Genomic DNA, 15,943 nt, shown 5'->3' on the forward strand with positions numbered 1-15,943 from the left:
TTGTAATGATCTGTATTACAGCCTGTGATGACGGTTCCAGCGGTGCCGGACCGGACCCTGTTGCTGAAATTTCGTCTTCCAGTGGCGACGAAGCGATCTCCTCGAGTTCTGTCACAAACAAAGGAACATCTTCCGGTGGTAGTCCGGTGTCGTCTTCGTCAACGAACAGTTCGTCTTCCGCAAAATCAAGCTCTTCCACGGATGCCAAGAGCTGTTCTTCAAGCGGGTTGATTCCGGAATCTTGCGAAGAAAAGGATGAGAATCGTATTTTGACCATTTATGATACTGGGGAGAGATATGTTTGCAAGAGTGGTCAATATGTCAAGATTGAGTCCAGCAGCTCTAGTAAAGTAAAGAAAACGTGTTCCGCAGATGAAGAGGGAACAACTCGGAGAGAGGATGGGGTGCGATTTGTCTGCGAAGATGGATATTGGGTCCCAGTGGAATCATCTAGCTCATCTAAAGTCAGTAGCAGCAGCTACTTCGACATGACGGAGCAATTTAACGAGAAAGTGTCTTACGGTGAGTTCACGGACCTGCGCGACGGACACAAGTATCGTACGGTGAGCATGTATGATGATAGTTTTGAGAGAACCTATGTTATCTTTGCCGAAAACCTGAATTATGGCAAGATGGTTCCAGGCGGTACTGTGCAGGGAGACTCCACGAAGTACTGCTACGATGACGACTCGTGGTACTGCGAAAATGGCTGGGGCGGACTCTATACCTGGAGCAATGCAATGGGCTTTCCTGCCGTATGCGACAGTGTATCCATCAGTGCGGAGGCCTGTTCGCAAAAATTTGTTTATCCCAGTGGATATGGACAACCCCAGAACTATGTCCAGCATCAGGGAATCTGCCCGGATGGCTGGCATATTATGAATTCTGGCGAATGGGCGCATTTAGACCAGAGGACGGGGGGCAGTGTCGCCCACTATATGGGCTCGAAGGTTGCGGGCTTCAGTAACGAAAACTTGTATGGAATGTCCTTGCTGCCGGCAGGGTATTGGAATCCTGTGGCTCTAGAGTATGGATACATTTCAAATTCTGCGTTATATTGGCTGCCGCAACAATATCCAGAATATGATGATTGTTCATATCGAGTTGCGATTCGAACGAATGAGTTTAATAGAACCTTTAGAGGTTTAAAAACGCAGGGCTTTTCTGTCCGCTGTGTAAAAAACTACTAATTATAACAAGATTTTAAACAAATTAACAACGCCTTTTGGAAAAAGGCTATAGGGGTTATATGTCTAAATTCAACAAGAAGAACAAAAAATCCAAGAAAAACAATCGTAAAAATTACAAAATTGAGTCTCTTGAACCGAGACTCTTGATGGATGCTTCGGTAAACGACTGGAATGATGAGCTCAATGCATTGAATGTTGGTGCCTACACAATTGATAGCGATTCCTCGAAGATTGACGGACTTCTTGTTGTTGATACCAACGATATGGACAAGGAACTGGAACGACTATCCTTGGCAGATGTCGTAAATGGCCAGAAGGTGGATTTTCAACAGGAATGGAAAGACGTAAAGGTTCATGTAAAAGATTGTGTCGATAAGGTTTATGATGATGCGATGAAACCTTATGACGACGAAGTGGGTAGGTGTAGAGACGTTTACGATGCTGCAAATGCACTGTTGTTGTATTAGAATAAAAAGGAAGTTAGAATGAAAACATTAAGGAGCTATACAAAGAACGTCATTGCGAATAGTAGTGTCATCCTGAGCGGAACGGAGTGGAGTCTCTTTGACCACTTGGCAACTTGTTGCCTTAGTGGGCATGATCCCCGAATGGGGAGAAGGATCTTTGTCGGTGCTTTATTTGCCGCGTTTTGTTTTTTTACAGCCTGTGATGACAGTTCCAGCGGTGCCGGACCGGACCCGGTAGCGGAAGTTTCTTCTTCTAGTGGTGACGATGCAATCTCCTCGAGTTCTGTTACGGACAAAGGAACGTCTTCCGGTGGCAGTTCGAGGTCCTCTAGCTCTGTGAAGCCTGATTCGAATGGTTCGCAGAAAAATTCTAGTTCCGCAACAACGGTACATTCTTGCAGTAGCTCGAATGCAAAATCTTCGTCAAGTAAGGCGTGGACTTGTAAAGAGGAGGGAAAATCTGTTACAAGATATAATGAAGCGACTGGTTTGATTGATGTATATCTTTGTACGAATGGCGTTTATGAATTGGTTGTGTATTCAAGTTCTTCAGAAAAAGTCTATACATTCAAGGAATTATTTAAAGAAGACAGTGTGTTTAATAAAAATATGGAGTACGGAACTTTTGTGGATTCTCGCGACGGTCAAGAATACAAGACGATTGAGATATACTTCAACTATAAAGAAATTGAGTATTTTACGGTATTTGCTCAAAATCTGAATTATGGCACACAAGTGAAACTTGAAACAACTGCTTTTGACGATGACAAGGTTGAAAAGTTTTGTTATGACGATGACCCTTGGTATTGCGAACACTATTTTGGTGGTTTGTATTCTTGGAGCGAGGCTATGGGACTTCCGAAGGCTTGTGATAGTGTGAAAACGGGTGCAACGCCTGATTGCCCTGATTCTGTTGCACCAGGGATTGTTTATGAGGCTGAATGGAGTGAATTGCAAATACAGGGGATATGCCCTGATGGTTGGCATGTGATGAATGAACGTGAATGGAGAGCTTTGATTCATGGAGATGAGTCTGCATCTCGTGCGATATCAAAAGCTTCGTATGGAGGCAATGAAAGTGGATTTTCTGCTTTGTTTAATGGAGGGGGGTTTAATGATGAAGACGGCTGTAGATATGATCATATGCAAAAATTGGGCTTTTATTGGTTGCCTAAAGAGCGGACGGATATAGCGGCAGGATATGTTCTTTTAGAGAAAAATCGGTATGATTATTCTGGCTTTCGTAAGAACTATGGTCAATCCATTCGCTGTGTAAAGGATTATTTGTCGAAATCTAGGTGAGCTAGATTTCTTCCTTTAAAAATTTTAAACAAAAAACAGGGCTTTGGGGAAAAGCGTGCTAAGTGAGCGTCGCGACAATACGCTTGCGTTTTGGCATGACCGAACGACGCCGCGGACGCCGTAGGCGTCAAAAGTCCCATGGAAGTTATTTATGTCAAAGAAGAACAACAAGAAGAATAAGAAAAAGTCCATTCTTCCTTGCGTGCCAGATGGTGCTAATTCCACTCTTTCTTTTTTAGTGCTTTCAAATAATTTTGTTTCAAATCACGCTTGTTGCCAAAGAATGTCATTTCGGATTTTGAAAAAAGGCTGTTTTCAAGCTTTAGGCTTACAAGTTCCATTGTACAAATAAAGTCTGCAACTTGGAACAACTTGTAATCGGTTGGCATCACCTTTCGGAAAATCGGATTTGGCAAGAGTGCGTTAAATACAGATGACAAAAGCCTGCTTACTTCGACCTGTCCATTATCATAGTAAATCTTGACATCGTCAAAAGTAAGAAATTCATCGTAATGTGCCCTTATAAACGAAGATATTAGCTTCGAAAGTTTGCCTGTCGCTTCTACAGAATCTTCGATGTGCTTCTTTTCGATGTGGAAACATTTGTATTGAACGTCAATTGAACGGATAAAGGCCATCATCTTGTTGAATATGCGCCGCCGGTCAACAATATCCATATCTTTATAGATTTCTTCTTTGCGGATAATCGGACCGGTGTGAATGCATAGATTGTTAAGTCCCAAGTAGGATAATTCCGTATCTAGGCGATTGATTTTTTCTTGAATATCGACATCTTGACGATGGAACACCATCGTTATTATGTAATACGGGGAATGATAGCTATAGTCACCAAAGTCTCCCGATTCATCAATAAATACACTTAGTTCCTTCAAGATGTATTTCTCCACAAAAAAAGCGAGGAACTTCCTCGCCAGTAGATGGACCTGGGTCTTTCGACCAGCCCAAGAAGAATATACATAATTTTCTGAGGAAAGTCAATAGGTGAATGAACAAAAAAGCACTATTTTGCATCTGCGTTAGGGATAGTGACCCCTTGGGGCGGCGCTGTGGCGCCGTTGCAAGAGCGGCGCGGGCGCGCCGAAGGTGCGACCGGGGGGCCTTGCAATATAGCCCGACCCACACGATAGGGTGGGGAACGCCCAAAAGAAGACGATGGAACCGAATACAATGGTTACTCTCGCTACCGTGAGCCAGAAAGCGACTCAGCGTAAGCGAGTCGTGCTGGCGAGAGAACAACCAAAGGTTGTTCGGTCATTATAGGGGTGCTGCAGCCGCTCTCGGCATTGCGGCAATGGGCTCCGCCCTTGGTTGCGGAACGGCTGGTATGTCCGCCATCACCATGTGGAAGAAGGCTTATGCCCAGGGCAAGTCCGCCCTCTTCACACTCCTGGTGTTCGTGGGTGCCCCGATTTCCCAGACGATTTATGGCATGTTGCTCATGAACTTCATCTTGAGCAAGGCTGCTGAAAGCGGCTTTACCAACTGGGGCGGCTGCCTCGGCGCCGGTATCTTCGGCGGGCTTGGCATGATGGCTTCTGCTTGGTACCAGGGCAAGTCTGCCGCTGTGGCTTGCGATGCTCTCGGTGAAACCGGCAAGGGCATGGTGAACTACCTGATGGTGCTCGGTATCGTGGAAACCGTGGCCCTGTTCGTTCTCGTGTTCTCCATGATGGTGCTTTAATCCAGCGAGGTAACACGTATGGATCAAGCTCAACTTTTAACGCTCGCGAAACTCGGCGCGGTGGCGGCCCTGGGCCTTGCCGCGGTGGGTTCTGCGCTGGGCTGCGGGACTGCCGGCATGGCGGCCATCGGGGCCTGGAAGAAGGCGTATCTCAAGGGTAAGAACGCGCTGTTTACGCTGCTCATCTTCGTGGGCGCGCCGATTGCGCAGACAATCTACGGCATGTTGCTGATGATGTACATCCTGAACAAGTCCCAGGCGGCTCCGGCCAACTGGGCTGCATACTTGGGTGTGGGCATCTTCGGTGGCATCGGCATGATGGCATCTGCCTGGTACGTGGGCAAGTCCGCTGCGGACGCCTGCAACGCCCTCGGCGAAACCGGCAAGGGCCTCGTGAACTACCTGATGGTGCTTGGCGTCGGCGAAACCGTCGCACTGTTCGTCATGGTGTTCTCGATGATGCTCGTGTCGTAGCGCAAAGTGTCATCCTGAGCGAAGTTTCCTAAGGTCGGTGAGCCTGTCGAACCGCCGAAGGAAACGAAGTCGAAGGAGCTCATAGCAGAATAATTGCAAAAAGCCCCCTGTCACGATGAGTGGCGGGGTGTTTTTTATTTGAACTTTGCTCTTGCATAACAAAAATGCGTCGGCGAATTTCGCCGGCGCATATAGACATTTTTCTATTTGAGTTTAGCCTTCGACCTTCGGAAGCTGGGCGAGGCTCTTGGCGATGTCTTCATCCGTCGGGATGTAGTCGCTCATTTCGCCGTCGTTGAACTTCTGGTAAGCAACCATGTCGAAGTAACCCGTACCGGTGAGGCCGAACACGATGTTCTTGGCCTGGCCGGATTCCTTGCACTTGAGGGCTTCGTCGATGGTAGCGCGGATAGCGTGGCTGGATTCCGGAGCCGGGAGGATACCTTCGGTCTGGGCGAAGAGCTTGGCGGCTTCGAAGACCTTAGTCTGTTCCACAGACGTTGCACGCATCAGACCCTGATCGTAGAGTTCAGAGAGGATGCTGCTCATGCCGTGGTAGCGCAGGCCACCAGCGTGGTTTGCAGACGGAATGAAGCTAGAGCCGAGAGTGTACATCTTGGCGAGCGGGCAAACCTTACCGGTATCGCAGAAGTCGTAGGCGTACTTACCGCGAGTAAAGCTCGGGCAGCTTGCCGGTTCCACAGCGAGAATATCGTAGTCGGCTTCGCCACGGAGCTTTTCGCCGATGAACGGGCTCACGAGACCGCCGAGGTTAGAACCACCGCCAGCGCAACCGATGATGAGGTCGGCCTTCACGCCGAGCTTGTCGAGAGCGGCCTTGGTTTCGAGACCGATGACGGACTGGTGGAGGAGCACCTGGTTCAGCACGGAACCGAGAACGTAGCGGTAACCCGGCTGCTTCACGGCGGCTTCCACAGCTTCAGAGATAGCGCAACCGAGGCTTCCGGTGGTGCCCGGGAATTCGGCGTTGATCTTGCGGCCGATGTCGGTCGTCATGGACGGAGACGGAGTCACGGAGGCACCGTAGGTGCGCATGACTTCGCGGCGGAACGGCTTCTGTTCGTAAGAAACCTTCACCATGTAAACCTGGCAGTCCAGTCCGAAGAAGGCGCTGGACATCGAAAGGGCCGTGCCCCACTGGCCAGCACCCGTTTCAGTCGTCACGCCCTTGAGGCCTTGCTTCTTGGCGTAGTAGGCCTGAGCGATAGCGGAGTTGAGTTTGTGAGAACCCGAAGTGTTGTTGCCTTCGAACTTGTAGTAGATGTGAGCCGGAGTGCCGAGGGCCTGTTCGAGGAAGTAGGCGCGAACGAGCGGAGACGGACGGTACATCTTGTAGAACGTACGGATGTCTTCCGGAATTTCGATGTACGGAGTGTCGTTATCGAGTTCCTGCTTGATGAGTTCGTCGCAGAAAACCGGCTGCAGGTCTTCGAACGTCACCGGCTTGCCGGTACCCGGATTCAGGAGAGGAGCGGGCTTCTTCTTCATATCGGCACGGACGTTGTACCATGCCTTCGGGAGTTCATCTTCTTTAAGATAAGTCTTGACCTGACCTTCGATCTTAAGCGAGTTTCTCATACTAATTCCTTTTTTTGCGGCCAACCGAATGGCGACCATAATTTTGCGATAACAATATAAAAAAAGTTTGCCGCATAAAGAATTCTTCTGCGCCGATATAGTCTAAATTGGAATAGTTGACATTCAAATTTTTTTTAGTATATTGAAAGTATGGCTATCAATCATAACCTATTTACTGGACAGACGGAACTGGCAGGGGAGGTCCGCGTGTCGCATGCTGGCGAGGGCGTCAAAGTGCTCCCGGTCCACAGCGGTAAGAAGTTTATTCGACTCCGTACCCATCAAGCTGCCAAAAAGAAAATGGCAAGCAAAGAGCCTTAGTTTTTAGGTGATTTTCTACATTTGGGTTTGTGAATCAGAATCCCTTCGAACTCGTCAAGACTAGTGACCATAGCAAGGCTCGCCGCGGTCGCCTCCATACGGCGCACGGTACCATCGAAACGCCGATTTTTATGCCGGTGGGCACTCTTGCAAGCGTGAAGGGGCTTTCGTCGCGGGACTTGCGCGAAATGCAGGCGCAGATTATTCTCGCGAATACGTACCACTTGTACTTGCGCCCAGGCACGAAACTTGTGGCCAAGATGGGCGGCGTGCAGAAGTTCATGGGCTGGAACGGTCCGATGCTCACGGACAGCGGCGGATTCCAAGTCTGGAGTCTTAAAGACCTTCGCCACATTACTGAAGAAGGCGTCGAATTCCGCAGTCATTTGGATGGATCCCGCCATTTGTTCACGCCGGAATCGGTGATGAAGGCTCAGCGTGAAATCGGGGCCGACATCATTATGGCTTTCGACGAATGCACGCCTTACCCGAGCACCGTCGAAGAGGCTTCCCATTCGCTCGACTACACTCTCGCTTGGACAAAGCGCGCAAAGGACTGGCTCAAAAAAAATCCGCCGATTCTTGGATACCCGCAATACTTTTTCGGGATTGTGCAGGGCGGCATGCACAAGGAACTCCGCCAAAAGTCCATTGACGCGCTCAAGGAAATCGCTCCCGACGGCTATGCGATGGGCGGACTTTCCGTAGGTGAACCCGTTGAAACCATGTACGAAATTGCGAATTTCTGCACGAATTCGCTACCTGCGGATCGTGCCCGCTACGTGATGGGGGTGGGTACGCCTTGGAACCTGCTGGAACTCATCAAGCGTGGCGTCGACATGTTCGACTGCATTCTGCCTGCCAAGAACGCACAGGATGGCCTCGTTTATACCAGCAGGGGAGTGCTCCGCTACAAGAACGCTAAATTCGCCGATGACGAACGCCCGCTTGACCCGGAATGCGACTGCCATTGCTGCCAAAACTACACCCGCGCCTACGTGCGCCACCTGTTCAAGACCAAGGAACCTCTCGGCTGGACACTTTCGACACTGCACAACCTGCATTTCTATTTGCACTTGATGCAACAAGCCCGCGACCATATCGAAGCCGGCGATTTCGAAGAATGGTCTGCCGAAAATATTCCGCAACTCCAGCGCGACGCGGAATAAAAGTTCCTGTTTACGGGTGTATTCATAAGGTGCAAAAAATTAGTTCCTTGCGCCAGAAAAAATTGTATTTTCTAGTAGATGATAAACTTTAAGACCCCAGAACTTTCTGATCGGGCTGCAGCGGCAAAGGCCGTAGCCGATTCGGGCTATACCGGCAGTGACGTAAGCTTCGCGAACATTTTCCTGCTACGGCAAAAGTACGGCACGCAGATTGCGCTGCAAGACGGGTTCCTTTTCCGCTACTATAACGGAGTTGGGAGCCGTCGTGGGTACGCTTTCCCGCTGGGGGAGGGCGATGCGGGTGCGGCAATCGCGCTTATTGTCGAAGATGCCCACAAATCGGGCCGTCCGCTGGAATTTTGCCTGGTGGATGAGCCGCGGGCTCAGATTTTGCGGGAATATTTTAAGACAGCTGGGTCGAACGGCGCAGAACCGCCCCTTCATTTTACAGAAAACCGCGGCGACAGCGACTACATCTATTCTGCCGAAAGCCTTGCCACCTTGGCTGGAAACCAGTACAAGAAAAAGCGCAACCACGTTTCTCGATTTAACAGGACTTATTCGAACTACGAAATTCGCCCGCTTACGCCGGAGAATTTTGCAGACGCGCTTGCGGTCGAAAAGAGTTGGCTCAACATCGAAACCTTGGGCGAATCCAGCGATACCGACTGCGAATGCACCTGCGAATGCCGCGAAGCCGCCTGGGCGGAACGCTCCGAAGATGAAAAATCCAGACTCTCGGAATACTGCGCTATCCGCGAGGCACTCGAAAACTTTGATGCTCTCGGCATGAAAGGGGCGGTGCTCTATATTGGCGGAGTTCCCGCTGGCATGACGATGGCTTCAGAAATTTTGCCCGGCGTCTGGGACACGCATTTTGAAAAGGTCATCGACGAATATGCCGAAAATGGCGGCTATGCGATTATAAACAAACTGTTCGCCGAAAAACTCTGGGCTACGGGAGCTCATTTAATCAACCGCGAAGAAGATATCGGCATCGAAGGACTCCGCAAGGCAAAACTCTCGTACTACCCGCAAACGATTCTCGATAAAATGCACGTTCGAGAGGGGGAGTGATGCTTTCTCGCGTCCTTTTAAGATCATCCTGTGCCGCCTGCAAGTTTTGTTGCTCATTCCGCAGGCAGAGCCTCTGGGAAACGCCGCTGTTCCCGCCCGAAGTCACCGAAAAACTGAGCAAACCCAATGAATACGGCGTGGTGGGGGAGTTCCGCGATGGTCAAATTATCCTTGGTGGGTACAAAACCGCCGATCCCGAAGAAGAAGTACCCTGCACCTTCCTGGACCCGCACAAAGGTTGCATCCTAAAACCCGAAGACAAGCCCTTTGACTGCTCCATCTGGCCACTCCGCATCATGCGTAAAGATGGTGAACTCGTCATCGCCCTCACGCCCACCTGTCCGAGTGTCGGCGCAGTTCCAAGTCAGGCACTCGTCAATCTCGTAAAAAACGGCCTCGGCGATAAAATTTTCGAATACGCCAAGACGCACCCATACATCATCAAGGAATACCGCGAAGGTTTCCCGATAATTTAATCCGATTGCGTTTTTCACGCCTTTAATGCGAACCTAAAGACAAAGCAATTTTCTTGCACTTGGCAATTTCTTTGGGCGTAAGGCCGGGCCTCTTATGAGTTGCGCCTTTTTGAATTACGCTTGCGATTTTGAAGCCGCTCCAGCAAAGAACTTCTTTCAGGGCGCGGACGGTGCCTGCCGACTGCTTGAAAATCAGGTTGAAGGGCCATGGGGTAGTGCATGTCGTGACGATGACGGCTTTCTTTCCTTTCAAGAGGGGAATCGGGTACCCTTTTTCGCTGTGGTCCATCATTCCATAAACCCAGCGGTCAAAAAGCATTTTGAGTTGCCCGGTCATATTGCCCCAGTAGCAAGGCGAACCGACCACAAGAGCGTCGCTTTCTTGCACCAGGCGCAGAATCCGTTTCGCATCGTCTTCCGGCATGACGCAATCGTGTGTGCTGCGGCATTTCATGCAACCGATACACGGGCGAAATTCCAGCTTGCAAACATCAACAATATTGACCTCGGAGCCATTTTCGAATAGGGTATCGCCTATGATATTCAGCATCTGGCTGATGTTTCCGTCTTTGCGCGGGCTCGCATTCAAAATGACCACTTTTCTCATTGTGTCTCCATCCAAAAGAAACGTTCTTCTATAAAACTTTCCCTTGTTAAACACCCCAGAATCTAGAAAATGTCACTTTCAAAATAAAAAACACCCCCGACACGCAAATGCCGGGGGGATGTTTTCACAAAGTGAGCGCAACGCGCGAACGACCTCATACCTCAGAGGCGCCGTGCGCCGACCTCACTCCTATTTAAACAGATTCTTCATCTTCTCGAGGAAGGATTCTTCCTGCGCGGTTTCCTTGTCGTGGCGCAGTTCCGCGAGTTTCTGGTAGAGTTCCTTCTCTTCGCGGCTCAAATCCTTCGGGATTTCCACGCCGATGTTCACATAGAGGCTTCCACGGTCACCGCGCTTGTTCAGCGGGTACAGGCCCTGTTCGCGCAGGCGCAAGATGCTCCCGGCCTGAGTGCCGGCCGCAATCTTGATCTGCACTTCGCTACCGTCCAGCGTCGGGATTCGCTGCGTTCCGCCAAGCACCAGCTTGTGGACCGGCACCTTGATTTCGCAATGCAAATCGTCGCCTTCGCGGCTGTAGAAGTCGTCGGGCTTTTCGGCAATGACCGCCAGCAAGTCGCCGCAGGCACCGCCGCGAGGCCCGCAGTTGCCTTCGCCACGCAGGTTCAGGTACTGGCCCTCGGCAACGCCCGCCGGAATCTTGATGGAAATTTCTTCCGTTTCCTGCACACGGCCCTCGCCGTGGCAATGCGGGCACGGTTTCGCGATGACTTCGCCCATGCCGTTACAGGTGGGGCAGGCGCTTTCGGTAATCATCTGGAAAAATCCGCCCGTAGAGCGGCGCACACGACCCGTTCCATGACAGGTATCGCAGGTCTTGATGTCCTGGCCGCCCTTGCCGTTACATTCCGTACACGGCGTGTAGCGTTTCAGGCGAACCTTCTTGGTGCAACCCTCGAAGATTTCCTTGTAACTGAGCGCCACCTTGATCTGCAAGTCGTTTCCGCGCGGAGGCCCGGCCTTACGCGAGCTCCTGCGGCCACCGCCGCCAAAGCCACCGAATCCACCACCGAAAATATCGCCAAAGTTCGCGAAAATATCCTCGAAACTGAATCCCTGGCCGCCGAATCCGCCGCCACCAAAACCGCCACCGGGGGCGTTGAAGCCGAACTGGTCATACTGCTTACGCTTCTCGGGGTTGCTGAGCACATCGTAAGCTTCGGCAGCCTCCTTGAACTTCTCTTCGGCTTCCTTGTCGCCCGGATTCTTGTCCGGGTGGTACTTGATGGCAAGTTTCTTGTAGGCGTGCTTGATCTCGTCAGCACTCGCGTCCTTGCCGACGCCTAGAACTTCGTAATAATCTCTTTTTTCAGCCATTTTGCCCTCCGGGCAAATTAGACGAGAGACGAGAGACGAGAGACGAGAGATAAATCTCCCTACCTTTTTCCCTAAAATCTCTAAATACAGTCGTCATAACAAAAAATCTTCTTTTAAACAAAAAGGATTGCTCCCTAAATAGAGAGCTAATCCATTTGATAAACGAGAGTAAAAAGACGAAAGATTATTCATAAGATTAAATTTTCAGCTTAAGACCTCTTTCGTCTCTCGTCTGTAGGACCGAAAGTCCGTTCTCTCGTCTAATTAGTCAACCACTTCCGCGTCGACGACTTCCGGGCCATCGCCCTTCTTGTCGTTCTTCGGCTGTTCAGAAGCACCCGGCTGCGGACCCGGCTGAGCCTGGTTTGCACCGGCGGCCTGGGCCATGGAGCTGATCATGCCCTGGAGCTTGTCCATAGCAGCCTTGATCTCTTCCTTGGTGCCGTTGTCCTTCTTGGCCTTGATGTCGTCGATAGCAGCCTGGAGCTGGCTCTTGGTGTCGGCCGGGAGCTTGTCGCCAAATTCCTTGAGCTGACCTTCGGCCTGGTAAGCCATCTGTTCGGCCTGGTTCCTGATGTCCACCAGTTCGCGCTGTTCCTTGTCCTTGGCAGCGTTGGCTTCGGCATCCTTCACCATCTTGTTGATTTCGTCTTCAGACAAGCCGCTGGAAGAAGTAATCTTGATGGACTGTTCCTTGCCGGTTTCCTTGTCCTTGGCAGACACGTGCACAATGCCGTTTGCGTCGATATCGAAGGTCACTTCGATCTGCGGCACGCCACGCGGCTTCTTCGGGAGGTCGGTCAAGTCGAACTTGCCGAGCGTACGGTTGTCGCGGGCAAATTCGCGTTCGCCCTGGAGCACGTGAATCGTCACAGCCGGCTGGTTGTCTTCGGCGGTGGAGAACACCTGGCTCTTCTTGGTCGGAATCGTGGTGTTACGGTCGATGAGCTTGGTCATCACGCCACCGAGAGTTTCGATACCCAAGGAAAGCGGGGTCACGTCGAGGAGCAACACGTCCTTCACGGAGGAGTCGCCGCTAAGCACGGCACCCTGGACGGCGGCACCGATAGCCACCACTTCGTCCGGGTTCACAGTCTTGTTCGGTTCCTTGCCGAAGAACTTCTTCACGGCTTCCTGAACGGCCGGAATACGGGTAGAACCACCGACCAGAATCACCTCGTCGATTTCGCTCAGGGAGAGGCCGGAGTCGGCGATAGCCTTGCGGCAGGGTTCCATGGAGCGTTCCACCAGGTGGGCGGTCAGCTGGTCAAACTTTGCACGGCTGAGCGTGAGGTCCAAGTGTTTCGGGCCCGAAGCGTCGGCAGTGATGAAGGGGAGGTTGATGTTCGTAGAAGTCGTGGCAGAAAGGTCGATCTTCGCCTTTTCCGCGGCATCCTTCAAACGCTGCAGGGCCATCTTGTCCTTCTTCAGGTCGATGCCCGGATTGTCCTTCTTGAATTCGTCGTTGATCCAGTCGATAATCACTTCGTCGAAGTTGTCACCGCCGAGCATCGTATCGCCGTTGGTGGCCTTCACGCTGAACATGCCGTCGTCGATTTCAAGGATGGAAATATCGAACGTACCACCACCGAGGTCATACACGGCGACCTTTTCGCTCTTCTTGGAGTCAAGACCGTAGGCAAGGGCTGCTGCCGTCGGTTCGTTCACGATACGCAGCACTTCGAGGCCAGCAATCTTACCGGCATCCTTCGTAGCCTGACGCTGGGAGTCGTTAAAGTAGGCAGGCACCGTAATCACGGCCTGCGTCACCGGCTGGCCCAGGTAGTCTTCGGCAATCTTCTTCATGGTCTGGAGAACCATGGCCGAAATCTCGGGAGGAGCGAACTGCTTGTCGTCCACCTGCACGCGGACCGGGTCGGAACCCGTGCCCACCAGCTTGTAGGGCATGTTCTTTTCGGCAGCGGAGCATTCGCCAGCCGTACGGCCCATGAAACGCTTGATGGAGTAAATCGTCTTTTCGGGGTTGGTGATGGCCTGACGCTTTGCCACGTGGCCCACCAGACGTTCGCCGTTCTTGCCGAAAGCGACAATGGACGGGGTGGTGCGGAAACCTTCCGCGTTAGCGATCACGACCGGCTTGCCGCCTTCCATCACGGACACGCAGCTGTTGGTCGTACCAAGGTCAATACCGATAATCTTGCTCATAATGAGTCTCCTATTTTAAATTCTTGCCGCCCGCGAATCATTCCGAAAGGGGGCGATTTTTTACGCCCATACATAAGCAAAACCCGTGCCAAATGCTAATAACTGGCAAAAAACGGCCATTTTGTTTCGTTCTGAAACAAGATAGCGGCGAAAAAAGGGGTAAAACTGGCTTGTTTCATAATGAAATAGTAGACAGTAGGACGAAGTCCGTTAGTGGTTGGTGGTTAGGATGGTCGCGGAATGTGTCATCCTGAGCGGAGAGCCGCAGGCTCGTAGTCGAAGGATCCAGACCCACATAAAAGGGGAGGGGGAAGCCTCCCCCTGGTTCGCACTCCGTTGCTCACCACCCCTTCTCCTAGGGGGACACCCCCTAACACCCCCAATTCTTTTTCAAAAATGTATATTTCAGCAAAACGGAAGTTGAGGGATAGATGATATTTCGAAAGATCGTAGTGACCGCAGCAATCGCTTGCCTAGTTCTTGCTTTTACCGCCTGCGGTGACGACGACAGCAGCAGTTTCGTTGAGCCGGAGAAGGAATCTTCGTCTAGCGAAATCCTGAGCAGCGGCGACGATAGCGTCTCGTCTTCGTCTACGAACAGCTCTTCCTCTGCAAAATCAAGTTCGTCTACGGACTCCAAGAGCAGTTCTTCTGCAACATCGAGCAGCTCGGGAACGTCTGCGGGCTCGTCAGCAGGGAGTAGCAGTAGCTCTAGTAAAGCGAGAATCCCTTGCTCCGAGGAAGATGAAACGGCAACACTTAATGGGGCCGATGTTATCTGTCATGACGGGTATTGGGTTCCGGTGTCCTCTAGTTCGGCTGTGCCCACTAGCAGCTACTTCGACATGACGAACCAGTTTAACGAGAAGGTGTCATACGGCGAGTTCACAGACCATCGTGACGGACAAAAATATCGTACGGTGACGATTGATTATAAGTACCATATGCGCGGCGTTGATTCTGTTACCATATTTGCCGAGAATTTGAACTACGGTGAGAGGGTGCCGGGCGGAACGGTGCAGGGGAATGGGACCAAGTATTGCTACGATGACGATCCGTGGTACTGCGAAAATGGCTGGGGCGGTCTCTATACCTGGAGCAATGCCATGGGTTTCCCTGCCGTATGTGATAGTTTCTCTGTCGCTTCGGAAAAATGCCCTAATAAGTTTGATTTAAGCAATAAGAATGAAAATTTCGATGGTGATGTTCAGTTCCTTCAGCATCAAGGGATTTGCCCAGAGGGGTGGCATGTGATGAACGAGGATATATGGGCACTTCTGTCTGAAATGAGCCGTCGTGATGTTGCCTACTACATGGGCTCGAAGGTTGCCGGATTCGGTAACGAGAACTTGTACGGAATGTCATTACTGCCTACCGGTTATTGGGAACGCTATCCAAACGGTACAACGGTGTTTCAAAATATAAAGGAACAGACGCTATTTTGGCTTCCCGAACAGAATTCTGACTATCCGGATGAGGCTAAATTGACAAACGTTATGGATAACCAAACGTCTCGAGGCGGGGCTCGAAAGAAGAATGATTATGCGCATTCCGTCCGCTGTGTAAAAAACTACTAATTATAACAAGGTTTTAAATAAATTAACTAGGCTTTTCCTTGAAAAGCCAATGGAATCTATATGTCCAAGTCCAAAAAGAACAACAAAAAAACTGCCAAGAAAGTTTCTCGCAACAGCTACAAAATTGAGTCTCTCGAACCGAGACTCCTGATGGACGCTTCGGTAAACGATTGGTGCACTGTTGTGGTATTAGAATAAAAAGGAAGTTAGAATGAAAACATTAAGGAGCTATACAAAGAACGTCATTGCGAATAGTAGTGTCATCCTATATTAATAGGGTGACATTTTTTTATTCTGTTGTAAACTTAAAAATTGGGAGTGGAACGGGTAACCCGACTGTGTCATTTAGGCTTTGAAGCCTGTTCAGGACGAAGGCACCCGCCCCATTCCTTCCCTTAAGCCCGGACAGTTTGATGGCCCGTGCAGGCCGGATAATTTGGATAATGGGACATAGGGAAGATCTCCCATGATTAAATATAGC

General features: G+C 50.8%; 16 protein-coding genes. 11 read left to right on the forward strand and 5 right to left on the reverse strand.

Translation table 11 applies throughout. The features are described 5' to 3' along the window. The 3 genes from Q0W37_RS02365 to Q0W37_RS02375 all read left to right on the forward strand — a co-directional run. A partial coding sequence (locus Q0W37_RS02365; RefSeq protein ID WP_297698407.1) for an FISUMP domain-containing protein occupies positions 1-1,190 on the forward strand: 1,190 nt, incomplete at its 5' end. A 59-nt stretch (positions 1,191-1,249) separates the two neighbouring features. Beyond that, entirely contained in the window at positions 1,250-1,657 is a 408-nt protein-coding gene (locus tag Q0W37_RS02370; protein WP_297698409.1) for an LEPR-XLL domain-containing protein, read from the forward strand. An 18-nt stretch (positions 1,658-1,675) separates the two neighbouring features. Further along, on the forward strand, positions 1,676-2,959 hold the full coding sequence (locus tag Q0W37_RS02375; protein WP_297698411.1) for an FISUMP domain-containing protein: 1,284 nt from the start codon (positions 1,676-1,678) through the stop codon (positions 2,957-2,959). Between the two features lie 215 nt (positions 2,960-3,174). Here the strand turns inward: Q0W37_RS02375 and Q0W37_RS02380 are convergent, their stop codons facing one another. Beyond that, positions 3,175-3,852, reverse strand: coding sequence for a DUF3800 domain-containing protein (locus tag Q0W37_RS02380; protein ID WP_297698413.1), 678 nt, complete (start codon positions 3,850-3,852; stop codon positions 3,175-3,177). A 371-nt stretch (positions 3,853-4,223) separates the two neighbouring features. Here Q0W37_RS02380 and Q0W37_RS02385 point away from each other — a divergent pair, with 371 nt between their 5' ends. Both Q0W37_RS02385 and Q0W37_RS02390 read left to right on the forward strand, forming a co-directional pair. Continuing rightward, positions 4,224-4,661, forward strand: a complete 438-nt coding sequence (locus tag Q0W37_RS02385) for a V-type ATP synthase subunit K (protein WP_072801246.1) — start codon at positions 4,224-4,226, stop codon at positions 4,659-4,661. Between the two features lie 18 nt (positions 4,662-4,679). Beyond that, on the forward strand, positions 4,680-5,135 hold the full coding sequence (locus tag Q0W37_RS02390) for a V-type ATP synthase subunit K (protein WP_072799628.1): 456 nt from the start codon (positions 4,680-4,682) through the stop codon (positions 5,133-5,135). 213 nt (positions 5,136-5,348) lie between these two features. Here the strand turns inward: Q0W37_RS02390 and Q0W37_RS02395 are convergent, their stop codons facing one another. Further along, positions 5,349-6,734, reverse strand: a complete 1,386-nt coding sequence (locus Q0W37_RS02395) for a TrpB-like pyridoxal phosphate-dependent enzyme (protein WP_297698416.1) — start codon at positions 6,732-6,734, stop codon at positions 5,349-5,351. A 150-nt stretch (positions 6,735-6,884) separates the two neighbouring features. Here Q0W37_RS02395 and Q0W37_RS02400 point away from each other — a divergent pair, with 150 nt between their 5' ends. The 4 genes from Q0W37_RS02400 to Q0W37_RS02415 all read left to right on the forward strand — a co-directional run bounded on the left by Q0W37_RS02400 (position 6,885) and on the right by Q0W37_RS02415 (position 9,777). Continuing rightward, positions 6,885-7,055 (forward strand): hypothetical protein, encoded by a 171-nt coding sequence (locus Q0W37_RS02400; protein ID WP_297698418.1) that lies wholly within the window; start codon positions 6,885-6,887, stop codon positions 7,053-7,055. 29 nt (positions 7,056-7,084) lie between these two features. Then, entirely contained in the window at positions 7,085-8,224 is a 1,140-nt protein-coding gene (gene tgt / locus Q0W37_RS02405; RefSeq protein WP_297698420.1) for a tRNA guanosine(34) transglycosylase Tgt, read from the forward strand. 78 nt (positions 8,225-8,302) lie between these two features. Then, positions 8,303-9,301, forward strand: coding sequence for a phosphatidylglycerol lysyltransferase domain-containing protein (locus Q0W37_RS02410; protein WP_297698421.1), 999 nt, complete (start codon positions 8,303-8,305; stop codon positions 9,299-9,301). Beyond that, complete coding sequence (locus Q0W37_RS02415; protein WP_297698423.1) at positions 9,301-9,777, forward strand: hypothetical protein; 477 nt, start codon at positions 9,301-9,303, stop codon at positions 9,775-9,777. Before Q0W37_RS02410 ends, Q0W37_RS02415 begins: the two co-directional genes overlap by 1 nt. Before the next feature lie 22 nt (positions 9,778-9,799). On the opposite strand, the gene Q0W37_RS02420 is transcribed toward Q0W37_RS02415, so the two are convergent. The 3 genes from Q0W37_RS02420 to dnaK all read right to left on the reverse strand — a co-directional run bounded on the left by Q0W37_RS02420 (position 9,800) and on the right by dnaK (position 13,885). Continuing rightward, complete coding sequence (locus Q0W37_RS02420) at positions 9,800-10,384, reverse strand: flavodoxin family protein (protein ID WP_297698425.1); 585 nt, start codon at positions 10,382-10,384, stop codon at positions 9,800-9,802. A gap of 189 nt (positions 10,385-10,573) precedes the next feature. Continuing rightward, the gene (gene dnaJ, locus Q0W37_RS02425) at positions 10,574-11,719 is read right to left on the reverse strand and encodes a molecular chaperone DnaJ (protein ID WP_297698427.1); all 1,146 of its coding nucleotides are present in this window, start codon (positions 11,717-11,719) and stop codon (positions 10,574-10,576) included. A gap of 264 nt (positions 11,720-11,983) precedes the next feature. Further along, positions 11,984-13,885, reverse strand: a complete 1,902-nt coding sequence (dnaK, locus tag Q0W37_RS02430; RefSeq protein ID WP_073113914.1) for a molecular chaperone DnaK — start codon at positions 13,883-13,885, stop codon at positions 11,984-11,986. 431 nt (positions 13,886-14,316) lie between these two features. On the opposite strand from dnaK, the gene Q0W37_RS02435 reads away from it, so the two are divergent. Next, positions 14,317-15,462, forward strand: coding sequence for an FISUMP domain-containing protein (locus Q0W37_RS02435; protein ID WP_297698429.1), 1,146 nt, complete (start codon positions 14,317-14,319; stop codon positions 15,460-15,462). Between the two features lie 60 nt (positions 15,463-15,522). Further along, positions 15,523-15,660: an LEPR-XLL domain-containing protein gene (locus Q0W37_RS02440; protein ID WP_297698431.1), complete on the forward strand. Its 138-nt coding sequence runs from the start codon at positions 15,523-15,525 to the stop codon at positions 15,658-15,660. The last annotated feature ends 283 nt before the right edge of the window (positions 15,661-15,943 follow it).

The organism is uncultured Fibrobacter sp., assembly GCF_947166265.1.
GTDB lineage: Bacteria > Fibrobacterota > Fibrobacteria > Fibrobacterales > Fibrobacteraceae > Fibrobacter.